The organism is Cryomorphaceae bacterium 1068 (assembly GCA_027214385.1).
GTDB lineage: Bacteria > Bacteroidota > Bacteroidia > Flavobacteriales_D > Cryomorphaceae > JAKVAV01.
Genome location: JAPVXR010000003.1, coordinates 212,455 through 237,258 on the forward strand (window position 1 = coordinate 212,455; position 24,804 = coordinate 237,258).

General features: G+C 41.8%; 23 protein-coding genes. All 23 read left to right on the forward strand.

Translation table 11 applies throughout. The features are described 5' to 3' along the window. Nucleotides 1-40 precede the first annotated feature (40 nt). The 23 genes from O3Q51_05960 (at nucleotide 41) to O3Q51_06070 (ending at nucleotide 24,782) form a co-directional block, all read left to right on the forward strand. Nucleotides 41-217 carry a hypothetical protein gene (locus O3Q51_05960; protein ID MCZ4408344.1) on the forward strand — a complete coding sequence of 59 codons (177 nt, stop codon included), beginning with the start codon at nucleotides 41-43 and terminating at the stop codon, nucleotides 215-217. Nucleotides 218-312: 95 nt separating this feature from the next. Then, a complete protein-coding gene (locus tag O3Q51_05965) occupies nucleotides 313-669 on the forward strand; it encodes a hypothetical protein (protein MCZ4408345.1) in 357 nt (118 codons plus the stop codon). Between the two features lie 2 nt (nucleotides 670-671). After that, the gene (locus O3Q51_05970) at nucleotides 672-1,217 is read left to right on the forward strand and encodes a hypothetical protein (protein ID MCZ4408346.1); all 546 of its coding nucleotides are present in this window, start codon (nucleotides 672-674) and stop codon (nucleotides 1,215-1,217) included. After that, nucleotides 1,214-1,579, forward strand: a complete 366-nt coding sequence (locus tag O3Q51_05975; protein MCZ4408347.1) for a hypothetical protein — start codon at nucleotides 1,214-1,216, stop codon at nucleotides 1,577-1,579. The genes O3Q51_05970 and O3Q51_05975 overlap by 4 nt, the downstream gene beginning before the upstream one ends. A 144-nt stretch (nucleotides 1,580-1,723) precedes the next feature. Beyond that, complete coding sequence (locus O3Q51_05980; GenBank protein ID MCZ4408348.1) at nucleotides 1,724-2,968, forward strand: hypothetical protein; 1,245 nt, start codon at nucleotides 1,724-1,726, stop codon at nucleotides 2,966-2,968. Next, nucleotides 2,968-4,212 carry a Dyp-type peroxidase gene (locus O3Q51_05985; protein ID MCZ4408349.1) on the forward strand — a complete coding sequence of 415 codons (1,245 nt, stop codon included), beginning with the start codon at nucleotides 2,968-2,970 and terminating at the stop codon, nucleotides 4,210-4,212. Before O3Q51_05980 ends, O3Q51_05985 begins: the two co-directional genes overlap by 1 nt. Before the next feature lie 546 nt (nucleotides 4,213-4,758). Next, entirely contained in the window at nucleotides 4,759-5,004 is a 246-nt protein-coding gene (locus O3Q51_05990; protein ID MCZ4408350.1) for a hypothetical protein, read from the forward strand. 533 nt (nucleotides 5,005-5,537) lie between these two features. Continuing rightward, entirely contained in the window at nucleotides 5,538-6,230 is a 693-nt protein-coding gene (locus O3Q51_05995; GenBank protein ID MCZ4408351.1) for a nucleotide-binding protein, read from the forward strand. Nucleotides 6,231-6,382: 152 nt separating this feature from the next. Then, nucleotides 6,383-6,835, forward strand: a complete 453-nt coding sequence (locus tag O3Q51_06000) for a hypothetical protein (GenBank protein MCZ4408352.1) — start codon at nucleotides 6,383-6,385, stop codon at nucleotides 6,833-6,835. Further along, entirely contained in the window at nucleotides 6,835-7,029 is a 195-nt protein-coding gene (locus tag O3Q51_06005; protein MCZ4408353.1) for a hypothetical protein, read from the forward strand. The genes O3Q51_06000 and O3Q51_06005 overlap by 1 nt, the downstream gene beginning before the upstream one ends. Further along, complete coding sequence (locus O3Q51_06010; protein MCZ4408354.1) at nucleotides 7,013-9,439, forward strand: AAA family ATPase; 2,427 nt, start codon at nucleotides 7,013-7,015, stop codon at nucleotides 9,437-9,439. The genes O3Q51_06005 and O3Q51_06010 overlap by 17 nt, the downstream gene beginning before the upstream one ends. Before the next feature lie 93 nt (nucleotides 9,440-9,532). Further along, complete coding sequence (locus O3Q51_06015) at nucleotides 9,533-10,498, forward strand: hypothetical protein (GenBank protein ID MCZ4408355.1); 966 nt, start codon at nucleotides 9,533-9,535, stop codon at nucleotides 10,496-10,498. 684 nt (nucleotides 10,499-11,182) lie between these two features. Further along, nucleotides 11,183-11,806, forward strand: a complete 624-nt coding sequence (locus O3Q51_06020; GenBank protein MCZ4408356.1) for a fibronectin type III domain-containing protein — start codon at nucleotides 11,183-11,185, stop codon at nucleotides 11,804-11,806. A gap of 288 nt (nucleotides 11,807-12,094) precedes the next feature. Beyond that, nucleotides 12,095-12,940, forward strand: coding sequence for a DUF3667 domain-containing protein (locus tag O3Q51_06025; protein ID MCZ4408357.1), 846 nt, complete (start codon nucleotides 12,095-12,097; stop codon nucleotides 12,938-12,940). Between the two features lie 142 nt (nucleotides 12,941-13,082). Next, complete coding sequence (locus O3Q51_06030; protein MCZ4408358.1) at nucleotides 13,083-13,814, forward strand: DUF6090 family protein; 732 nt, start codon at nucleotides 13,083-13,085, stop codon at nucleotides 13,812-13,814. A gap of 171 nt (nucleotides 13,815-13,985) precedes the next feature. Beyond that, nucleotides 13,986-14,726, forward strand: a complete 741-nt coding sequence (locus tag O3Q51_06035) for an SDR family oxidoreductase (protein ID MCZ4408359.1) — start codon at nucleotides 13,986-13,988, stop codon at nucleotides 14,724-14,726. A gap of 898 nt (nucleotides 14,727-15,624) precedes the next feature. After that, nucleotides 15,625-17,733, forward strand: a complete 2,109-nt coding sequence (locus O3Q51_06040; GenBank protein MCZ4408360.1) for a M3 family metallopeptidase — start codon at nucleotides 15,625-15,627, stop codon at nucleotides 17,731-17,733. A 7-nt stretch (nucleotides 17,734-17,740) separates the two neighbouring features. After that, complete coding sequence (locus O3Q51_06045) at nucleotides 17,741-18,097, forward strand: RDD family protein (protein ID MCZ4408361.1); 357 nt, start codon at nucleotides 17,741-17,743, stop codon at nucleotides 18,095-18,097. Between the two features lie 287 nt (nucleotides 18,098-18,384). Next, nucleotides 18,385-20,121, forward strand: a complete 1,737-nt coding sequence (locus O3Q51_06050) for a T9SS type A sorting domain-containing protein (GenBank protein ID MCZ4408362.1) — start codon at nucleotides 18,385-18,387, stop codon at nucleotides 20,119-20,121. Between the two features lie 123 nt (nucleotides 20,122-20,244). Then, nucleotides 20,245-20,700 carry a hypothetical protein gene (locus O3Q51_06055; protein ID MCZ4408363.1) on the forward strand — a complete coding sequence of 152 codons (456 nt, stop codon included), beginning with the start codon at nucleotides 20,245-20,247 and terminating at the stop codon, nucleotides 20,698-20,700. Between the two features lie 35 nt (nucleotides 20,701-20,735). After that, the gene (locus O3Q51_06060; GenBank protein ID MCZ4408364.1) at nucleotides 20,736-21,680 is read left to right on the forward strand and encodes a pyridoxal-phosphate dependent enzyme; all 945 of its coding nucleotides are present in this window, start codon (nucleotides 20,736-20,738) and stop codon (nucleotides 21,678-21,680) included. A gap of 13 nt (nucleotides 21,681-21,693) precedes the next feature. Further along, the gene (locus tag O3Q51_06065) at nucleotides 21,694-22,407 is read left to right on the forward strand and encodes a VIT family protein (protein ID MCZ4408365.1); all 714 of its coding nucleotides are present in this window, start codon (nucleotides 21,694-21,696) and stop codon (nucleotides 22,405-22,407) included. Between the two features lie 59 nt (nucleotides 22,408-22,466). Beyond that, on the forward strand, nucleotides 22,467-24,782 hold the full coding sequence (locus tag O3Q51_06070) for a helix-turn-helix domain-containing protein (protein MCZ4408366.1): 2,316 nt from the start codon (nucleotides 22,467-22,469) through the stop codon (nucleotides 24,780-24,782). Nucleotides 24,783-24,804: the final 22 nt, after the last annotated feature.

The following is a 24,804-nucleotide window of genomic DNA, read 5'->3' on the forward strand; positions in this document are numbered from 1 at the left end:
AAAAATGAGAATAATTAGCTAATCAACTAAACTGACAATTATGAAAACCATGACCTGCAAACAATTAGGGGGAGCATGTAACCAAGAATTCCATGCAGAAACTTTTGACGCCATAGCAGAACAGAGTAAAAAACATGGAATGAAAATGTTTCAAGAACAAGATGAAGCTCATAAGCTGAATAACACACACGCGAGTGCGTGTTATCCGCAGATTTAGGGAATATTAGTGCACTAGTGCTTGTTATTTGATTGTTGTGTGCAATATGTACGAGCCATCCGTTGAAGTATATAACAAATTAGGTATTTTAGAATATGTCAAATAATGTATGTGAATGTCCTAATCCTCCTGGTGGCACAGTAATTTGTGAACCCGACCAGCTTGCAATTTGTCATGTTAAAGACGGGAAGGCTATTCAAAGATGTCTTGACCCAGTTGATTCAATGAATCCATACGTGATTATTAATTGGACTCTCAATCGAATTTTGGATAGAGAATTCAAACCCAGAAGTAAAAGGACTATTAAGAAATACATCAAAAGACTTGAAGCTGGTAACTTGACTACTATTGGTGGAACGAAAGTCTCATTCTCTTTACCAAAAACAGTTCAAAAAGCTTTAAATCAAATAAAAAATGATCGGTCAAACCCAGATAAACCTTATCTCGAATAACTATGACAGCAACTTTATGGATAGGACTTGGCTTCCTTATTACTCTTGTAATCTTTCTGATGTTAGCATTTTTTTTTAAGAATGAAATCAGTCGACAACAGTACGCAATACTGAAATTTCTTATTGCTTTAAGCGCTGGATTTTCTGGTGGATTTTTAGCAGGGACAGCAATATTTAGCCTTGATGGAACACTAGCGAATGGGTTCAAATTTGCAATTTCTGGAACAAGTGGAGTTGCTTTATTTTTCACTGTTTGGTTCTATTTCCCTGAATACACACAAACCATTAGAAATGCATTTAACTACTCGGTTGGTGAAAATCAATTATTTGGCTCAACTATCAGCACAATTGCAAAATCAGTAAATGGTTTTGCTGAATTCACTGGATTTAGTGAAGAAGATTTACAGCTTCCCCTTGAGAGTAGGCAAGTTAATGGCAAGTCTGCACTGGAAGGCATTAAAAAACTTAAGTATCTAAATCCATCAATCCCACCGTACTCAGTAACTCAACTAGAGGATCTTTATAAAATCGAAAAAACGGAACAATGAATAACGTATGTGAATGCCCTAACCCACCTGGTGGAAAAGTCGTATGTGAACCACACCAAATGGCTGTATGTATTGTTGAAAATGGTCAACAGATTCAAAGATGTCTAGACCCAGTTACAACATACGACTCTGTTTCACTTGTAAGTTGGGCTTTGGAAGAGATTACAGGAGAGTTTAAGAAGGCACTTGAAATATCAAGTCAGGACTTACTGACTCTCGTCAAGGGAGAATACCACACCCAAGAAAAATCTGTAAAATTTCATTTACCCGAATCTGTGAGTAGTGCTGTTTTAGAAATGATTAAGGAAAACGGAAACCTTGGCTCTGGGTTTAATCAAGGTGGAAATATACTGATAACATAAAACCCACTAATTAGGAGATAATCTCAATGAGAAATCTAACCGATAAGCAAATTCTAGTGAGATAAATAACATTTAATTCAATTTAAAAGGGAGTGCTCGCTAAATTTATGAAGAGGTTAGAGCAATAAATAAAAAGCAAGAATTATGAATAACATTTTTACTACACCTGGAAACGCTGATAATCTGAGTAAGGAACTACTTCAGAAATGGAATCAAGTAATTAAGAATAACTACGACAGCCTAATTAGAAGTTATCCATCCGAATACTTTGAATTTGCTCCTGCCGATATTAATAATGCATCAACAGTTTCAATTAAATGGTTTGGCGACCCAGCAGAACCTGCGTTTTGTTTAAGTAAAGATATTGCTCAAAAACTTTCAGATTGGGGTATAAAAGGAAGACACAATACTCATAATGAATATTGTGAGTATTCAATAATCTACGGATTCGATTCACTCGGTAAAAAGCGTCCAAAAAGGATTCAAGTTACAACTGAACTAAGAGAATATTGGGTAACATTAGCAATGCACTCACCCAATAAATTAGCTGAAATAGCGAGCCAAGTTTTGAATCGTGAAGTTTCGTTTTTAGAACTTTACGGAATCACTGACCCAACTTCGTTAAGTTTAAGGGAACGTGAAGTTAAATTTTCAAGAATTGTAGCAGGTCATGGCAATGATAGGTCTTTAGCGGATATAGGTGTACCCAGTCAACCAGAAGGTGATATTAATCGAGAAAACGCACTATTTATGACTCATCCTATAAATGGTCTTGATGATTTAATCTACATTGTACTTTTTGGAGCACAACCATACGCGATACAAAAAGACGGGAGTATTATTCCTGCAGACAAGGAATCAATATTCAAACAGTTCAACGTTACTCAGCTAGCTTGTCGACATGCTGACCCCGCAGCAGCAATGGGTGCACATGGTGCAGCTTTCAATGGTCAAAAGGTTGCGTTTACTAAAAACCTAGGTATGTATATTCATTCTTTTGCAAGTAACAGATATTTGTATAATGACAATGAAATTCCGTCTGCGTGGATAAAATTTAGTAGAGGTGAAGAAGGTATGTATCAGAGGTTAGAATTTGGGCCATCTGACAATGAGGATATCTTTCTAGACGATATAATATTAGCAGAAGGTGGTAATGATGTACCTGTTACTGGTGGATATCAGATTGTTAAAAATGTTGAAGTTGGACCTTATGTTCATATCGGAGAACCAAAACCAATGTCAGATTCAGATTACGTTTTAATTAATGAAAACCTTGATGGAATTAATTGTTCTGAAGCCAACATATGCAACCTTATGCAACGCCTGTATTCAGAGTATTCCAACTCAAAAAATAAGATAGACAATAGATTAAATCGACAAATTGTCTAATGTTACAGGAAGGAATATATTATCAAAAAGGGACAACACCAGGTAAACATCTGTCCCTAATATTTCTCCGTTTAAACAAGGATAAAAGTACAGAAAATATTCGTCAAGATATAGAAGGACTTTGGAAGATTTGCCATGAATTAAAAAAAGGTCGAATTAAGGACTTACCTGGCGTAGACTTACCAATAGAAAGCCTATCCATTTTAATCGGCTATGGTAAAAATATTTTCTCAATAGATGGTTTGAACAAAACTATCCCTTCTGATTTGAACCAATTTGGAAGTTTTCGCAAACCAAAAGCAAATGGAGGTGGTAAATTATTGATAGGGTCAGGTCTATCATATTCTAATAAAGTATACAAAAATGTTGCAACGGAAGACATTGTCTTGCAATTTATAGGTGATACAGAGTTGTCTGTCAGCAGACCTGTAGTAGAAATTTGGAAGTTTATTTCTGATACAGATAATGATATTGAATTATCTAAATTCTATAAAGGGTTTCAAAGAGAAGACCATCGTAGTTGGATTGATTTTCATGATGGAATCTCTAATATGAAAAGTGGAGATGAAAGATTCGATGCTATTTCAATTAAACCTTCTACTGGCCTGGACAATTGGACAGAGCTTGGAACTTATTTAACTTTTATAAGGCTATCAGTAAATTTAAAGGAATGGAGATACCTGTCATTAAAAGAACAAGAAATTGCAGTTGGAAGGATGAAACTTACAGGTTGTCCAGTAGAGAAAATTAAAGATAGTGTAGCGTTCCCAAGCTTAGGGTGTCCGTTCACTGGTACAAATTCAATAACTGATAAAATTAATGGTAAGTATGTTAACAAATCCTTTTTTGAGCCACCTGTAACCGTTGATTTAGAAACAAGGTTAAGCCATGTACAAAGAGCTAATCAGCATCGTTCACCTTCATCCAGTCGCGACTCTCTCAGAGTATTCAGACAGGGGTATGAGTTTTTAGAACATATTGATGAATATCCTGGGTTTTCGGCTGGATTGAATTTCATTTCATTTCAAGATACCCCTGAAAGAATCCAACGAATGTTGACCCAACCCACTTGGCTTGGCAATACAAATTTTGGAGGAAAAGAAGATGACGAAAACCCCAAATTAGATTCGCTTTTAGAAGTGTTAGCTTCAGGTATATATTTTGTTCCTCCTGTTAATGAAAATGAATCATTTCCTGGAGAAATAATTTTTAAACAAATTGAAACTGCACACAACAATGTATAAGCGGCAATAAAACGACCGCTTATACGGAACGTTGTGGTGCATAAAGAAATGAGACTGATAATACTCTTTACACTAATTCTGCTTTGCGCTTGCTCTCCTCTGACTGAGCAAGAAAAATTGGAACGTCTTTTAGAATCTGATCACTTGAAAATTCAGAGAAATTTCTACGGCGGTCTTGCGGGATATGGAGAAGACGTTTTTTATTTTGAACTAAGTGATAATAGAACGGAATTTTTGATTCAGCCAGATTCTACAACAGCCGCACAATCATTAGTCAGAAGTTTCATCAGGCATGCTTATAACACGAATGACACGGCTAAAATCATGTCTAAATCTTGTCTTGGAATAGACCATGAATACATTTTGAGTACAGGTAGTGCGAGTCTGACAGTGCGGCCAGATGAAAAATGTGATTCAATTTTTGAGCTAATTTATGGGGAAAGATAAAAGATGATACCCAAACAACACTAACATACAATGAATGTGCTGATAGAAGCAATTTTGACCAAACTTGTATGGACTATTTAAAAAATTGAATTGAATAATATGGGAACTAAATTTGAAGACAAGCAAATTTCGAGTGAGGACGGTTTCTGGACCATGTTCTATTTCCTGAAAGAACACTATGATTTATCAGGTGGTGCATTTGAATTGTCAGATATTTTAAGCGCATGCGAACCTGTCAAAAGGTTAAATCCTGCATTGGTAATACCTGCCGACAGTTCAATGGTTCATTATTGGAACGAAGCTTTAGATAAGTACAGGAAAAATGGAAAGCCTGATTTTAAATAAAGAAGAAATACGACACCACAACAATACCCGCTCCGCCGAGTCTGTGACCCAGCGGTATTTATTCTAGTTCCGCAGGGATGCAGACACAGCGAAGCAGTTGACTTACCCTTTTACAAAAAGCGACCTAGCCCATTACAGAATGCAACATACTTTTATGCAACGGGCAGCCTAAGGATATACATCCATTAAGCCATGATCCTATAGCATGTACCCCGATTGATAGTGCAAGTGTCCTAAGCTGATTTGTTGTGTGAACGTACGATCAACACTTGACTAATGAAACGAAAGGTTGGGAGAAGGACACCCAAATAGGGAAACCCGCAACCATTAGGGGGGTAAAAACCTGAAAAAGTACAGGGTTTTTCCTGTGGGGTAGGCGGGGAAGGTTTGGTAACTTTGGGATTGAACAAGTAGGTGCCTCCGGAAGCTGAATAACACACACGCGAGTGCGTGTTATCCGCAGATTTAGGGAATATTAGTGCACTAGTGCTTGTTATTTGATTGTTGTGTGTAATTAAAAGAACCACATAGAAATGACAATAGAAGAATTAAAAAAGCTCCTTTCTGAAAAAGGTTACGCTATAAACACAGAGAAAGAAATTCCATACGGGCGACAATTAAAATTGACCAACGGTGCGACCGTGACTTGTTTTGATAAAGGTAAAATTCAAGTTCAAGGTAAGGCGGCAATAAAATCGGAAATTGAATCCGTAATAGGACTATCAAATCCAAAAGCAGAAGTTAAGATTACCGCTGAACCACAAGGAAAAAAATCCAATGAGGTATTTGTAGTCTACGGACACGATAAAGAAGCGAGAGACCAATTAGAAGCAATGTTGAGACGTTGGGGACTTGAGCCGCTAATTCTTGACCAACTACCTTCAGAAGGACAGACTATAATTGAAAAGTTAGAAAACTACACAGAACGCGGTGAATTCGGAATAGTATTAGCAACACCAGATGATGAAGGTTTTAGAAAAGAACATCCTGACGAAAAAGCTTTCAGAGCGAGACAAAATGTAGTACTCGAAATGGGAATGCTCTTATCAAAATTAGGTAGGGACAGAGTTGCTATTCTCTTGAAAAGTCAAACCGAAATGGAAAGACCATCTGACATACAAGGATTGATTTACATTTCTTTTAAAGATAATGTTGCGGAAGCAGGACTTACTTTGGCTAAAGAAATGGCGACCAAAGGATATAAAATTGACATACAGAAAATTTAAAAAAAACTACACACAACAACGCATATAGCCTATGGCGGGTGAACGGCCACAGCAAGGTTTTCGCTCTGTTGCCAGCTTTGGTTTCGGTGCACAGGAAAGTGCTTCTAAACCGCCACAAGCCATATGCAAACCGTTGTGCTTAATCTAATCAAGTGACCGAGATTAAAATATTTTTTGATGAAGGACAAAAATTTGAACCTCGCAACATCAAACCCTTAGTTGGGATTGCTGGCCTTTACTTCATATTCAATAATGAGATTAAGGTTCATTACCCCTTCGATAAATCAAGGTTGATATATATAGGGATGAGTGAGAAAAAGACAAATAGCATTGGTAAACGCCTACAGGGACATTTGGAAGGCACATCTGGTAATGAAGGAATTGTTAGTTATGGTAAGGTCAATAGCCTATACTTCACTTATATCAATTTTGAGATGCTTAAAAGAATGTGGCCGTTGAGTATTGAGAACTTGGAGAGTTACTTCATCCTAGACTTTGTTAAACGTTATGGTGTATATCCGATTTGCAACAACAAATCTGGCCATCACATTCTACAAAGTGATTTAAACAGTGTCCTTACAGTAGATTGGAAATACTTTGAATAATGAACACTCAAATTAAAAGCGGAAAAGAAATTTTGGATGAGTTTTTCGAGGACTTAAAGGCGGACGAGGAACTCAATCAAGAAACATCTGAAACAATCATCAACTTATACGAAACTGGGAAGCTTACTGACCGTAATTTAACCAATGCTCTTGCCGAGCTAAGGGAGAAGAAAGAAAATGGTAAAACTAAATAACATAGGCGTTAAAGGACTGCGTGGTGTTCGCAATGACCTTTCAATTTATTTAAACGGAAAGTCGGCCTTGCTATATGGTGATAATGGTTCTGGAAAGAGTTCTCTGTCGGACGTCCTCGATTGGTTCTTCTACGACCGTATAGATCACTTAGCGGGAGAAGAAATTGGGCGTAAGGGATACGAAGCACTGCGAAATATTTTCTTAAATGAAGAGGAACCTGGCACACTAGAATTGAAATTTAGTAAATATCAATTAGATAGCGCAAAGACTATTGAGTTGAAGAACGGGAGCCTAAAATCCACTTTATCGAATGATTCAGATGAGTTTGCAACGTATCTCAGAAATTCCCATGAAGAAAATCTCACACTTCGATATAAGGAGTTGGTGACATTTGTACTTTCTTCAAAAACTGACAAACTGCGCGCATTGTCAGAGATAATTGGGTATTCAAAAGTAACTGACACAAGAGATGCACTAAGAGGTGTTTACAATAGATTATCTAAGGAGATAAAAACAAAAGGGTTTGACAATTTGATAAATCATCAGCAAAGTCAAATCATCGAGCAGTTTGGACAAAATGTAACAACGGCAGAACAGTTCATCGGAGTTGTAAATGAAATAGTCGAACCTTTTAATCTTGGTATTGAAATCAAGGTATTGAAAGACATTAACGAAGTACTTAAGAAAATTAAAAAGCCAGACGATAGTAAGGTGGTTAAGCAGGAAGCCTTTCTACTAAAAATTGAAGAAAGCCTAGTGAATCTTCCTACTAATCTCGAAGAAGTAGAAACTCAGTATAATGATTACAAATCCAAGTTCGATGCAATCGTTTCTGACATCGACAAATTGCGGAAGCTAACTATTGAACAACTTCTGACTACTGGTAAGGAATTAGTATCTAAAGAGAGCTATATCGAAAACATCTGTCCGCTCTGTGAGCAGGATAAAGATAAAGAAGCTCTGCTCAATGAAATTGAAGCGAGGATAGCCGAGCTGGAAGAAATTAAAAAAGAGACAAAGGAGCTAAATGATGCAAATACATCATTCCAACAACAGATAAGAAATACCTTAAGACCATTACAATCTTTATTGGACGACAAACTCATCGGGGAAACAGGAAATTCCGCCCTCAAATCTAACATTGAGACACTTATCAAGGCAATTAATAAGTACCAAGGGTCAGTGAAAGTCAAGGTGGGCAGTGAAAGCAAACTCGAGAGCGAAGCTGACTTGATAGTGCGAAGGAAACCTATTGACACCTTATCAAGTGATTGCAAAGCTCAGTTAGAAGAAATAAAGAAATCGAGAAAAAAAGACCCTAAGTGGGAAGCTTATGGGAAAATTTATACCGCATCCCGTGCATTCGCTCAAATCCTTCGTTTGCGAAAAGAGAAAAATGCCTACGAAAAACAGCGTGATACCTTGGAAGTAGTTTATCGCAGATTTCTGAACAAGCAGAAGGAAGCATTGGATGCCTTTTTAGACAACTTTTCTGAAAAAATAGATGAGATATATCAATTCCTGAATCCAGGTGAAAAGGTTGAGAATATTAAGCTGATTCCCCTCGAAAAGAACAACGAGCTTTCGGGTATTACTATTCAATTTGATTTTCTCGATAATAAAGATGTTACTCCACCCCACAAGTTTTTAAGTGAATCGCATATAAACTGCTTGGGGCTAGCATTTTTTCTTACTTCAGTAGAGGCCTTTAACAAAGAAAATAAGTTCATGATACTGGATGATGTTATTTCCAGTTTCGATGCAAATCATAGGAAAAGATTTGCGGATCTTCTCATTGAAAAGTATGGTGACTACCAAATTATTCTACTAACCCACGAAAAGACGTGGTTCGATATAGTCAAGAACCTAGTACGTAACAAGAACTGGGAAGTAAAGACAATCAAGCACAATGAGGTCAAAGGAACCTATATGGACGAATCTCCGCAGTCACTCAGGGAGAGAATAGAAAAGAAAATATCCGACCGTGATGAATACGGACTGGGAAATGATACTAGAAAATACTTAGAACATCTCCTTAAGCATATTGCTTTTAACTTAGAAGTTAAGGTATCTTACAGGTTTAATGACGTCAATGAAGACCGCATGGCGTTTGAAATGTTAACAGAACTCACAGGGACTATCGCCAAGCGGAAATGTACCGAGTTGCAGACAGAACCAGTTATTGGTAGGTTGTTAGGCTCATTGTTCATCGGCAATAAGGATTCACATGACAGCACCACAGACCCATCTTTTGGGGATATGAAGGCTTTTTGGCAAGATGTGCTTGACTTCGAGAAGTTGTTTAATTGTAATGTATGTAGTTCACCTGTTTCACTTCGATATTATGATGAAGGAGCTAAACAAGTAAGTTGCAAAAAGGGTGAGCTCACTTATAATTGGAAGAAATAAAAGACTATGCACAACAAAACCGAAGCAATAGCGCCCTGCTTGACGCTACTGCTAATATACAACCGTTGTGGGCAATTAGAAAAAATGAATTGAATGAATACATATCTCTCTGACTCTGGAAAGTTTTTTAAATTGGTTTCAATCGGAATCCAAAAGAATTTGGATGATTTTCAAGTAATTCAGTTGACTTTAAATTTTGCTTTGGGTTTAGAAAGATTATTGAAGGGTATTTTATATGACATCAATCCAATTTATATATTAATTGAACCAGATTTCAAACATTCTTTGCAATGCCTTTACGAAGAAAAAATCATTGCGGAAAGTAAAACATCAAAGGAACTAGCAGCCAACCCAAATGAAGATGTAATAACGTTCCGCAATAGCCTGTTAAGAGCTCAACACATTTCAAAAGTTTGTTATGACAATAAAAATCTCCTATTCAATATTTCGAATGCCAGAGATATAATTGTGCACCACGAACTCAATCGACTAGATATTAACTCTTTGAAAGAAATTCTTCAGAGAGATTTTTATCCTTTCTTAAAGGAGATTTCAACTGAATTATCTATAAAAAAGGGACATTTCTTTGATGGTTCACACATTAAACTTTCAAAACTATCAAGCACTTTACAAACTGATTTAGAAAAGAAATTAAAACTCATCCTTGAGGCACAACAAGAAACCTGGTTATCATTAAAAGGAAACGATGGGTTCATATCTGACAAAGAAGAAGTTACTAAAAACATCTTGAGTACTTCATTCAAAGAAACAACAAAATGTCCTTCTTGCGAAAACAGTGCAGTTATCTATTTAAAACCTATTAAAGAATATAACCCTTTTGAGAAAGATGAGATTATAATTGGATTCGAGGTTAAAAAACTAAAATGTCAATTTTGTAAACTTGAAATATCCGATTCTGTGATTTTAGACCATTTGGAAATAAGAGACAAAAAAATTCACAGAAAAAATAATTGTGCACGCTGTGATAAAGAATTGGAATTAGATAACGCTAATGGAGTTTGTTCGGAATGTGATGAATACTATGGAACAGAAAATTGAATAACTAAGCACAACATCGCCTATACGCAATGCCCTTCGGGACACTGAGCATAGCCATGGCGTTGTACTTAATTATAGGATTTGACCTACCCTGCTCCGCTGGGTTTGTAACCCTGCGGTAGTCCACTACCAAAACATTCCTGTCGAGATCCCACTTCATCCAATCGGCTTTGGTCATCCTCAAAAATAAGAAAATCCGCTGCGTAGGGTATACCACCCTGCACTAATCTACCCGCCATTATCGTGGTCACCAACTTTCTACTAGCTATTGAGGCGGCATCGGCATGCACCGAGGCATTTTCGATATCAGTTGCGGCAATTTCAGTACTTATCGTCCCGTCAGTGACATCAATAGCCGCGATCTCGGTACCAAAAAATTAAATCTCGGTACCGAGAAACCAAATCATGGTATCAAAAAAGCAAATCTTGGTATCAAAAAAGTAAATCTTGGTACCAGAAAACAGTTGCAGGAATCAAAAAAAATGAAGTGTGAGACAATTTTCTTTATTTTTTTAACCTTCTCGACCTACTGATTATCTGCACTTTAAAAGCTCAAGTAAACTAATTTCTGTATTTTTCTTGATTTTTTTGCAACCTTTTTTTTCGGCTTTTGGTAGAAATTATTGTCACGTGAGAAGGACATAACATGAAAGAATTTTATAAACCCTCCAAATTAATAACGCTATGAAAAGGAGACTAAAGATGGGCCTGACAGGCCTCAATTCAAGTCAACTGGTTGATAAAGCCGAGTTGATCATGGTAAACATGAATGGAAACGCGAGTTTCCCCACTCCCGAGCCCGATCTGGCCGATGTACTGGCCGCGTCGAATGTACTCAAAGAGTGGAACGAGAAATCGGCCTTTGGCGATAGACGCGCCATCAGCCGACGCGACCAGGCAGCAGATCAGCTGCGCGAGTTGCTCAAAGAACTATCCGCTTATGTAAGCTTCACCGCCAAGGGCGATAAGGACGTTATCCTAAGCTCGGGCTTCGAAGTGCAAAAACTACCCGAACCATCCGGAAACCTTTCACAACCCATTGACCTGATAGCCAAACGCAGCGATAAGGCAGGTGAGATCAATCTGGATTGGAAAGTAGTGCCGTATGCCAAGGCTTACCAAGTAGAATACACGAGTGATGACCCCGCCAATCCCGCAGCCGTATGGACACCGGGAGTGGTTACCTCGCAAAGTCGCGCCTTGGTTACCGATTTGAATATGGGTACTCAATACCGCTTCCGCGTAAAGGCCATAAACGGTCAAAAGCAAAGTGCCTACAGCGATGTAGCACTTATAATGGCCGCGTAGTGAGACGCGTGTGCCACTGATGATGAGCTATGAAACAGGAAAGCCATCTGAAAACGAAAAAACCCTTGCCGTATTGGTGAGGGTTTTTTTTGTGCAAAAGCGTGTATTCGCCCTGTATTCTAGAGTAAAACCAAATCGGTTTTCCAACAAGATTTAACCTGATGTCTGCAGGTTTCTACCAAGGTAGTTCCTCGGTTGACAACATCAAAAAGCGGTGGCGCCATTTGTTCTGCACAATATTCATCCCCCCCAAACTACCCTCCACTTTATTACTTTTAGCGCAATCAAATGGAGAACGGCCAAGACATTGTACCAACCACCTGCTTAAACTGCGGCGCTTCCATAGAAGGAAACTTCTGCAGCAACTGTGGGCAGAGCATGCGCGATAATTCCGATCGTTCGGTTGGTCGGCTATTTGGCGAGTTTTTCAGTAGCATCTTCTTTTTAGACAACCGCCTTTTGATCAGTCTCTGGTATTCTTTTGCCAAGCCAGGACAGATGACCGTAGAGTTTTTGGCGGGAAAACGCAAGAAGTTTATCTCGCCTATCAGTTTGTTCCTGCTGTTCAACTTGGTGTATTTCTTGGTCAATCCACTATCAGATTACTCGTTGTCGTTGTATGATCAGATTTATTCACAACCCTACAGCGAATGGACGAAAGAATGGGCCATTGCCAAAATCCAGAATGAAGGTCTGGACGGGAATACCTATGCAGTATCTTATCAAAAGATGAGCGACACCATTTCCAAGTCCATCCTGATTATCAATGTTCCCTTGGTTGCATTTTTTGTTTACTTGGTGGCCTTTAAGAAGCGTCGGTTTTATTACGATAGCCTGATTTTTACCTTCCACTTTTTCTCTCTGTTTCTATTCAGTTTGGTGCTGCTTGATTGGGTTTACGACCTGTTTGATCTTTTCCCGGAAGACGTCAGTACCTTCCTTTACTCCGTTTTGCCCAGTACATTCTTTATACTCGTGATCCCGCTGATTTACGCCACGCTTAGCATCAAACGATTTATGGCCATTCGCTGGTACTGGTCCATACCCGCTGGCTTTGGCGTGATGCTCTCCATTCTGTTGGTGAATTTATTCTACCGATTTATCATCTATGGGCTCACCTTATGGGCGACTTAAGCCCAGCGCAGCGGATTATTTAGATATTTGGGGGATTGCAGCAATGTGGTGATTGTCAAGAAAGGCATTTCTAATAACTGAATAGCTTGCACAGCTGTGCGTGTTTTAAATATAGAGTCTTCATCGAACCAAACATGAATCAATGATTAAAGTATTCAGACAAATCAGGCAGCAACTATTCATGGAAGGAAAAACAGGTAAATATTTGAAATATGCTATTGGAGAAATTATTCTTGTAGTTATCGGGATATTGATTGCACTGCAGATTAACAACTGGAACAATGGCAGAGTAGAAAAAAAGTCAGATTATCAATCAATCAGAGCATTAATATCTGATCTAAAGGCGAAGGATGAAGAAATCATTTCTGATTTTGAATATGGAAAATCCTTGATTAGCCAAACCGATATCATAATTGATCATTGGGCTAAGTATAAAAGTATTGATACGCTGAATCTAAAACGCTCAATTTTTATCCTTAGTGGTGATGGAGCGTTTTTCATTGAAAAATCACCCGCACTAGAGAGTTTAACAAACTCTGACCTATGGGAGCGATTGCCCGATAGTTTGTTAAAACAAGTGGATGATGTTTACAGAGGTAATTTCACCGGACTGAAAGCAGCTTATGAGAAAATAACGGAATATTCCACTCAATTTAAGTTTGATTTTCTCATACCAAACGGGCTTGCCGACAGTAGCTTGAGCACGGAGGAAATCCATTTGCTAATAAAAGATAACAGCATAGAGTATATTTCTTACTTAGAGGTTTATAGAGATGGGATACTTCGCCTAAATAGTCGATTCAAACAGGCCTCGGAAGGAATTGATCTCTTGATTGATGATTTGAATGTCTATCAACACGAACTAAAAGAATAACGAAAGAAAAAGACCGTAGAGAAAGTCACCTGCTCCTTTGAGTTTATCTTTGGTGAGTTCGCCTGCCTGCCGGCAGGTTCTTTCGTAGCGTAGAGAACACTTGGCCTGATGCCACGAGATAATAAAAGGGACATATCACCCTAATTAAAAAGCTCGAAATAAAGAGATAACATGAAAGAACTAAACACCATGGTAGTAGGAGCGAGCGGCGCAACCGGTACAAGGTTAGTAGAAGAATTGCTCAACCGCAATCAGCATGTCAAGGTGATCGTGCGGTCTCCTGAAAAGCTTCCGGATACGGTAAAGAATCACGAGGGCTTGACCATCATCCGTGCAAGTATTCTTGAACTATCGGATGCAGAGATGCAACAACATGTCTCAGGATGCGGCGCAGTAGCTTCTTGCCTTGGGCACAACATAACCTTAAAGGGAATTTTTGGCAAACCGCGCCGACTTGTCACGGAGGCTACTCAGCGGTTGTGTGCTGCTATCAAGGCCAGTCCATCCGAAGTCCCGACCAAATACGTCCTGATGAATACGGTGGCCAACCGCAATCGAGATCTCCATGAATCTGTTCCATTTGCCCAAAAGTGTTTGATCGGATTTCTGAGAATTGTGCTTCCTCCGCAAGTGGACAATGAAAAAGCAGCAGAACACCTAAGAACGGTGATTGGTCAAAACGATAAAGCCATCGAATGGGTTGCCGTTCGCCCATCATCATTGATTGATGCCGACAAGGCATCTGAAATAGAAGTGTATCCCTCGCCGACCAGAAGTATCGTTGACGATGGCGAAGTCAGTCGAATCAACGTGGGCCACTTTATGGCCGACCTTATTACAGATGCGGATACTTGGAACAAGTGGAAAGGACAGATGCCTGTGATCTATAACAAAGGAACGGCCTATCCATAATGCACTGGTGGGATGTTTCCACCTTCGTCAATTCCAATAAATAATTTTAATCAACATTTCTGGAGTTACTCCTTACACACAGTTATGCGCTAGCTGAGATTGTTCTTTCCTTGCTAAGTTTGAAGTGAGAACACACGAAATTTTATCCACCCTCGACTTCTCCTCCGCAAGCTCCGTCAAATCCACTCCCTCACGCATGAGGCAGACAGGTCCAAAGGGAGACAAGCACCGCGTACCTATTTTTAATCTAATTTCTATCTTAATCCAGATTTTAACTATACCAAAAATCACGTTGGGCACCTGTCCTCCTTTGGAGTCTGACGACCCACACAAATGCAAAAAAGCCTTTCGCCTTTTCTATCATTTTATTCTTTGACTTGAGTTTCCGAATCCAGACCAGTTAAAAGTATTAAGGCACAGCGAAATGAGGCTTTTTATTGATGTAATATTGATTCACTGCCTCGATCTAACAGTGCGCAGGCCCGAACCGAAAAGCGGGCAGAAGCATTTTTCGGTTCTGATTTTTTGTTCCTTTTGTATCAAGACAAAAGGAAGACAAAAGGTCAATTTAATGAGCAAACTGAATATTTGCTAAAATCTGGGCTATTACCCTCTTCGGAGAGCTAATCGAAGCGCTCTCACGCAGCGCAGCAAGTGACTCAGGTGGGCTTTTTTGAGGCACGAAAAAAAGGTCGGAGGTGGACTGATCACACTAATTCATCCACCCTCGTCAATTCCAATGAAAGACTAGAATCTTCTTTCGCCTCAGCCGAATGGTTTTTGCGCGGTGCTACCTTCTCACCCCCAATTTTCTCGTTACCTTGCGGGCAAAATTTCCATCATGATATTTCGTTCAAGACCCATACCCTTATTTTTCCTTTCACTAAGCATCATGGCCATGGCTAGCTGTACGCAAGAACCGACTACATCAAACGAAGAAACCACCGAAACAACAGTCGACAATATTCTCCTCAAAGAATGGACGGGACCTTACGGAGGTGTTCCAGCATTTGACCAAATGAATGTAGCGGATGTTAAGCCCGCGATGCTGAAAGGAATGGAAATGAACTTGGAAGATATCGAGGCCATTGCCAATAATCCTGAGCCTCCCACCTTTGAGAATACCATTGTGGCGATGGAAAGAGCGGGAGAGGAGCTCAACCTCGCTTCCACCTACTACGGAATCTGGAGCAGCAATATGTCCAGCCCTGAGTTTCGGGAAATTCAATCTGAGTTAGCACCGCTATTCTCGGAGTTTCGTTCAAAGATTTCGCAAAACGAAAAGCTTTTTCAGCGCATCAAAGCTGTTTATGATGCTTCGCAAACTACGCCACTGCCCGCCGATCAGCAACGGGTGGTCGACTTGACTTACAAGCAGTTTGAAATGAACGGTGCAGAGCTTGATGAAGCCAAGAAAGAACGCTATGCGGAGATCAACAAAGAGCTATCGAGCTTGTACACCAAGTTCTCCAACAATGTATTGCACGACGAGGAAAACTACGTGACTTACCTGACCGAAGATCAATTGGGTGGATTGTCTGATGGATTTGTCAAATCGGCTGCCAGAATTGCCACCGACAAAGGACAAGAAGGGAAGTACGCCATTACCAACACACGTTCGTCGATGGATCCTTTTCTTACCTATTCTACCGAGCGCGGATTGCGCAGACAGGTATGGGAAAACTACTACTCCCGCGGGGACAATGGAGATGAATACGACAACAATGCCCTGATTGCCGAGATGCTCAAGTTGCGCAGAGAGCGCGTAGAACTCTTGGGTTACGAAAACTACGCCGAGTGGCGCCTCCAAGACCGTATGGCCAAAACTCCTGAAAACGCCATGGGACTGATGGAAGCCGTTTGGCCCGCCGCCATTGCGCGCGTAGCAGAAGAGGTAGCCGATATGCAAGCCGTAGCCGATCAGAATGGCGCCGACATCACCATCGAACCTTGGGACTACCGCTATTACGCGGAAAAAGTTCGTCAGGAGAAATACGACCTCGATTCGGACGAGGTGAAGAAATACCTTCAGTTGGATAACCTGACGGAAGCCATGCACTACGTGGCGGGCAGACTGTTCAATTATTCATTTACACCCGTTCCCGAAGGTACGGTTCCCGTTTTCCACGAAGACGTTAAAGTGTGGGAAGTAAACGACAAGACCACCGGAGAGAATGTAGGACTTTGGTACCTTGACCCATATGCCCGTGAAGGAAAACGATCAGGAGCTTGGGCTACCACGTACCGCAGCTATTCCAATTTTGACGGAGAGAAGAATGTACTCGCCTCCAATAACTCCAATTTTGTAAAGCCCGCTCCGGGCGAAGCGCTCTTGGTATCGTGGGATGATGCCACTACCTTCTTCCACGAGTTTGGCCACGCGTTGCACTTCTTTTCTGCCAATGTAAAGTACCCTACACTTAACGGCGGAGTGCGCGACTACACTGAGTTCCAGTCGCAGCTGCTAGAGCGCTGGCTAGCCACTGACGAAGTCATCGACAATTACTTGGTTAGCAGCGAAACAGGCGAACCGATGCCAGCCGAGCTAGTCGCGAAAATCAAGAAAGCATCGACATTCAATCAAGGGTTCTCAACAACTGAGTACTTGGCTTCCGCCTTGATGGATATGAAACTTCACCTGGCTGATCCCGAGAATATCGATATCGACAAGTTTGAACGCGAAACGCTTGCAGACCTCAACATGCCATCTGAATTGCCGATGCGTCACCGCACACCGCAGTTTGGTCACGTATTCTCAGGTGAGGGCTATGCCACCGCTTACTATGGATACATGTGGGCCGATGTGCTTACTTCCGATGCAGTAGAAGCATTTGCCGAAGCACCGGGAGGATTTTACGACGAGGAACTAGCCGACAAAATGGTGAAGTATCTCTTCGCTCCTCGGAATGCCATGGATCCTGCAGAAGCATACCGCTTGTTCAGAGGCCGCGATGCCAAGATCGATGCATTGATGCGCGACCGAGGATTTCCTGTACCGGCAGAATAGGTAAGACTTGACGCAGGCAGATAAGCCATATCGGGTTATCAATCTGATGGTTGACACGTTTATTGTTGTAGTGATAACGTCAATTTATGATTTTGTTACAAGCAATGTCTACGAGGTGTTGTCCTATTTCTTCTTTTCGTTTTTCTACTACTACATCCTCGAGTTGAAGTATCAAAAGACAATTGGCAAAATGATGACCAACACGAAGGTTGTAGATCTGGATGGAGAGCCACCGAAGTCTAAGAATATTGCGGTTAGATCTCTTTGTAGATTTTTCCATTTCGATGTGCTCTCTTATTGGGTTGGGGCCTACGGCATGCACGATGGCTACTCCAGAACAATGACAATAGTAGATAAAGACTAAATCCTTTCGGCCATACTTTTCCCTGCTTGTATGGATTTTCAGTAGTACTAAAGACAAACTACTGATCATTACGGACTACGCAATACAAACCTCACACCTACATCAATCACATCTTCACTACATCATTTCTTTAAAACCCTTTTTCTATGGGGTTAATGTCCATTGGACAATAACTATTTTATTTAGCTTCGTCCCTGACTAAAATTGGTCATGACTATTCCTTTATTGAGAAGACGGTCTTAAATCTATCAACACGTTTCTATCCCATCACTTTTTAGCTTGTCATCATGAAAAAAATCGCCCTCATTCTTGGCCTCTTCACATCTTCCTTTGTTTTTTCACAAAGCCTACCCTTCGATTTTGAAGGAGACATTACGACTTCTGACTTTGTTGACTTCGATGGAGGTGTAGCCACTGTTTTGGCCAATCCATCTGCCACGGGAATCAATACGAGCGCTACGGTAGCTCAAATCGTAAGAGACGGAGGCGACATTTTTGGCGGAAGCAAAATTATCTTGGACGATAACCTGGACTTTTCAGTGAATACAGTTCTTTCCATGAAGGTCTACACGACTGCTCCTGTTGGAACGATCGTTAAATTCAAGCTAGAAAGCGCCAACGGTTTTGCCGAAGTAGATATGCCTACTACGGTTTCGGGCGAGTGGGAAACCATCGAATGGGTTTTCGCGGGAACGCCCAACACCTTAAACGAAGTAGTATTCATGTTTGACTTCGGAAATGTAGGTGATGGTTCGGAAGCGTCAACGTTCTACTTTGACGATGTGGAGCAAATCGCAGGACCTCCGGCACCGATACCGGCTACTTTGCCCATCGATTTTGAAGGAGATGTGGTAAGCAGCGATTTTCTGAATTACGCGGGCGCCGTTGCAGCAGTTATCCCAAATCCTGAAGTAGGAGGAATCAACACGAGTAATACAGTTTGCGAAGTGGTAAAAGATGGCGGTCAGTTCTGGGCGGGTAGTAAGCTACTACTTGCCGATAACCTTGATCTCTCAACCTCTTGGGTAATGTCCATGAAGGTCTTTACCAGCGCTCCCGTTGGTACGCGCATCAAAATGGAACTGCAAGGTCCCGAAGGATTGTACAATCTGGATTACCTCACCACCGTGTCCGGTGAATGGGAAATAGCCACTTGGAATTTTGACGGGCAGACTTTGCCGTTCAACGAGATAAACCTCAGTTTTGATTTTGGAAATGTAGGTGATGGCTCAGCCACTTCGACATTCCTATTTGACGATTGGGAGCTGGTTGTAGGACCCGCTATTCCCGATCCGGTGGCCACTACCTTTCCCGTAGATTTTGAAGAGAGCGTCGTTACTTCCGACTTTACCAATGAGTTTGGTGCCGTAACGGATGTTATCGCCAATCCGTTTGTAACCGATGAAAACCCCAGCGCTACCGTGGGTCGTTTCGTAAGAAGCGGAGGAGCACCATGGGCACAGAGCCGACTTAACCTAACCGGCTTTATTGACTTTTCTACCTTGACTTCTATTTCCATGAAAGTCTACACTGACGCACCGGTAGGAACTTTGCTGAAGTTCAAAGTACAGGCTCCCAACAACGAATTTGCCAATGAGCGCGATGTTTTCACAACTGTTTCAGGCGAATGGGCGACCTACTACTGGGACTTCGCCGGAGATCCACCTGTTTACAATGTGCTCACCTTGATGCTGGGATACAGCACGCCCAACGATGCTTCGCCAACTGCTACTTTTTACTTCGATGATATCCAGCAATCAGGTCCGAATAGCTTATTTGAATTCTCCAAGCTCGATGGAGTGCGCAGCTACCCGAATCCTGCTAAGAATCAGGTAACGATCTCTTCAGATAGCGAGCAGATCAACACCATCATCCTATTTGATATTCAAGGAAGAGAAGTTTTGGCGTTGCAGCCAAACAATCAGAATGTATCGATGGATGTGTCTGCTCTGCCAAGCGGACTATACGTCGCGCAGATATCCACTGTCAGTAAGGTGGGTGCGCTAAAGCTGATGGTCGAGTAGTTCCCGAAGAGAGAACTCTATTGATCCATTAGTTCAGGTTTAAGGAGAACATTGGTTTCTCGGAGGTCACCGCGATAAATTGTATTTTCGCAGTTCTCTAAAAAACCTAGCCTCAACGTTACTATGAGTTTGATAAGCTTAAGCCCCCTTGCTGTTTCAGATCCTGAAAAAGGTCTGAAGACAGCATACGATCGTTTTGTGGAAGTTCTCAGCGCTATCGAAAACAAGGATCTGAAGCCGGAGACAATCGATGAGATCAACAAGAATACCGCATTGGTAAATGAGGTAGAAGATTCGAAGAAGCTGAAATCACAACTGCAAAAGAAACGCTACAATATCCTTCAGGTACTGGAAAAGAAGGAAAAGCTGGTTGCCAAGAATCACTACCGCAATTTATGGATGGCACTCGGGATGGTCATTTTCGGTCTTCCTATTGGCATGGCCATCGCAGGAGGAGCAGGTAATATGGGAATGTTTGCAATTGGCCTGCCCATAGGAATACCATTTGGAATGGCGGTTGGAACTCAGAAGGACAAGAAGGCTGCCGAAGAAGGCAGGCAATTGGCAATCGAAGCCTAGGGCAAAAGCAGCTCCTCATTTTATAGCTTTGCCTTATGAACCGCAATCGACTACTCGCTGCTCACGATAGAATTCGTCCCTTTATTCATCATACACCCGTGCTCACTTCTACACTGATCAACGAGTTGGTTGGGGCCGAAGTTTTCTTCAAATGCGAGAACTTCCAAAAGATGGGTGCCTTTAAAATGCGCGGAGCCACAAATGCCGTTTTACAGCTTACCGATGAGCAGCGAAGCAGGGGAGTGGTGACCCATTCATCGGGAAATCACGGTCAAGCGCTGGCCTTGGCCGCAAGAAGTATTGGTGTAAAAGCCTACATCGTAATGCCTGCGAATGCGCCGCAGGTGAAGAAGGATGCCGTAAGCGGATACGGCGGAATCATCACCGAATGCGAAGCTACATTGGAAGCGCGTGAAGCGGCTGCCGCTAAAATCACCAGCGAGAAGGGGGCCACCTTCATCCATCCTTCCAATGATTTGGAAGTAATTATTGGTCAAGGTACCTCGGCCAAAGAATTGTTAGAGGAATACCCTCAGCTTAACGCGATTTTCGCCCCGATAGGTGGAGGCGGACTGATAGCAGGCACAGCATTGGCCGCTGAGTTCTTCGGTACTGATTGTAAAGTATACGGTGGCGAGCCCATGGAGGCCGATGATGCCTTCCGTTCGCTTCAAAGCGGAAAAATTGAAACCAACGAAACGGCCAATACCATTGCCGACGGATTGAGAACGAATCTGGGAGATCAAAACTTTCCCATTATTCAGAAAGGAGTAGAGCGTATCATTCGGGTATCCGAAGTCGAAATCGTGGATGCCATGCGCCTCATTTGGACAAGATTGAAAATAGTCTGCGAGCCTTCCTGCGCCGTTCCACTGGCTGCCTTGATCAAAGAAAAGGAGCAATTCCAACATCAGAAAATTGGTATTATCATCACGGGAGGAAACGTTGACTTGAATCAATTACCTTTCGGTATTAATTAAGCTTTAGCTTCAAATGAAGAACCCCGAAGAAGAATTAGAAGCCCACATTGAGAACCACTACATCCACAAGAGCAATTGGCTTAGAGCCGCTGTACTTGGGGCGAATGATGGGATTCTCTCAACTGCTTCCATCGCGATAGGTGTGGCAGCAGCTAGTGACGGGAGGGAACCGATTGTTCTAGCAAGTTTGGCGGGATTGGTGGCCGGGGCTCTTTCCATGGCAGCAGGCGAGTATGTATCAGTCAGCTCTCAAACAGATGTGGAGGATGCCGACATTGAAAGAGAGCGCCAAGAGCTCAGGGATACGCCTGAATTGGAACTGCAAAGACTCACACATATCTACGAAACAAGAGGACTCAAGAAAGAAACCGCCCTGCTCGTAGCCAAAGAACTCACCGAACACGATGCGCTCGGCGCCCACGTTCGCGATGAATTGGGTATCAATGAAATGAACAAGGCAAACCCCATACAAGCGGCCTTTTCATCGGGATCGGCATTTACCGTTGGAGGAGCTCTGCCATTTTTGGTAGCCCTTTTTTTTCCACTTCAATTCATGGTGTATACCCTCTATGGTTCGGCTTTGTTCTTTCTGATCTTGTTGGGGAGTTTTTCCGCTAAGGCTGGAGGTTCCCGCATTTCTACGGCTGTTATGAGAATCACCTTCTGGGGTACTATCGCCATGGGACTCACCGCACTCGTGGGTTATTTGTTTGGCGTAAGTGTGTAGGGAAAAGGATTCCATTTACTTTGCAATTCGATAGCGACTACCCGTATATTTATCGCTCAATGAAAAAGTCTCGAAAGCTCACCGCCATCATGTTCACCGATATCGTAGGGTATACAGCCTTGATGCAGGCGGATGAAGAGCGAGCCGTGGAAGTGAGGGCTCGACATCGAGAAGTATTCAATCAGAGCCACAGCGATTTTAATGGTGACATTCTACAGTACTACGGCGATGGCACCTTAAGTGTATTCAGCAGCGCAGTAGATGCGGTAGCCTGTGCCATTAAAATTCAAAAAAGCCTGAGAGACAGATCACCAAAGGTCGATCTGCGAATTGGAATTCACCTCGGAGATGTGGTTCATTCAGATCAGGAAGTTTATGGGGACGGCGTGAATTTGGCCTCTCGTATTGAAAACATCGCAACTGCCGGATCGATTTTGGTATCGGGAAGACTCAACGAGGAACTGCAGAATCAAAAGGACATTAGTACCCAATCAATAGGAGTATACCAGTTCAAAAATATCGTGAATCCTGTTGAAGTCTTCGCTATCAGTAACGAGGGTATTGTCTTGCCATCTTTTTCAACCGATGAAGGCAGGAAAGACAAGTCTATAGCCGTTCTTCCCTTTGTAAATATGAGTTCCGATAAGGAAAATGCTTATTTCAGTGATGGGATTTCCGAAGAGATTATCAATGCCTTGGCGAAGATCGATGGACTGAAGGTGACTTCACGTACTTCTTCTTTTTTCTTCAAAGACAAGAACTTACCCATCAAAGAAATCGGTCGTCAGCTGGGTGTGGCGAGTATTTTGGAAGGTAGTGTGCGCCTTTCGGGAACTAAGTTGAGAATCACCGCGCAGCTCATTCAAGTGGAAGATGATTTCCATTTCTGGTCAGAAACCTGGGATAGAAGCATGGAAGACCTCTTCGATATTCAGGACGAAATAAGCCTCTTAATAGCTGAAAAAATCAGGGAGCAATTCGGTCACCTGGTTATCAAAGACCACTTGGTAGAGAAGGAAACGGAAAGCGTTACGGCCTACGATTGTTTTCTACGTGCCAGATATTTGGAAAACAAGTGGAACCCCGTTGATATGCAAGCCGCCATCAAACTCTACAGAAAAGCGTTGGAGGTAGATCCGAATTATGCCGATGCATTCTTGGGGCTAGCCAATAGCTATGGGTTCTTGGGCACAACAGGTGTCCTCTCATATGAAGAGGGTTGGCAGAAAACAGCAGAGTACACACAGCAAGCGCTGCACTTGAACGGCAACCTTTCGGGAATTCACTATCAATTGTCTAATCTCGCTTTTTTCATAGAGTCAGATTTTGAGAAGTCACTCTCAGAGATGAATAAAGCCGTCGAGCTGAACCCCAACAATGCCACTGCTCGGGAATTCTTGTCTTTCCTTTTGATTCTTAAAGGAGATAAGGAGGGTGCTTTCGATGAAGTCGAGCAGGCGGTCGGGATCAATCCACTTTCCGATGAGACGCGTTTTTTCAAAGCCTACTTGCATTACATGATTGAGGAGTACGAAGTTGCCTTAGGCATACTCAATGGTATTCTCGAAAAGAATCCCAAGAATATTCCCGCCACTTCCATTAAATCGCAAGTCCTCCTCGCTCAAGGCAAAGTAGTAGAGTTCTTTTCATTTCTCGATAAAGTGCCGGACAATACCATGCCTGATGGCGAAAAGCTTGGGCTTATAACGCTTGGTCATATCTTGGGTGGACATCAGGAAGAGAGTACGCGACATTTAGAATCCCTTCACGCCCTGGCACAAAAGCCTGAAGGGTTTGCCGGTGATTCACTTTTGTTTTTTGTTTATGCCATTCAAGGCGATAACGACAAAGCATTTGAATGGGTAGAACAGGCCCTTGAGAAAAAATCCTCCTTACTGCTGTTGCGTTATACCGATCCTCTGGCTAAAAATTTCAGGAACGATAAGCGATACAATATCTTGCACGAAAAGATTTATGGTACTGCCGAAACCGAAAAAGTCAAAACCATTAATTCTGCCGGAGTAGATCGAGACTTAGCGGACCAAATAGAACAGAAGCTTTCTCATCTCATCCGTGAAGAGAAGATATACCTTGATCCTGATCTATCACTGAGGAAGCTAGCCGAAAGGCTGCAAGTGCATTCCAATCAGCTTTCATGGGTGCTCAACCAAAAAATGGGAAGTAACTACAACGAGTTTATCAACTCGCTCCGTTTGGAAGCATTCAAAGAAATAGCTGCAAACAAGGAGAATAGTCATCTCACCATCGAAGGCTTGGCCTACGAGAGTGGGTTCAATTCAAAGACCGTATTCAATACCTTCTTTAAAAAGCACATGGGCTTAACGCCAAGAGGCTACCTCAAATCGCTTCAATAGATTTCAGTACCCCATCGATTTA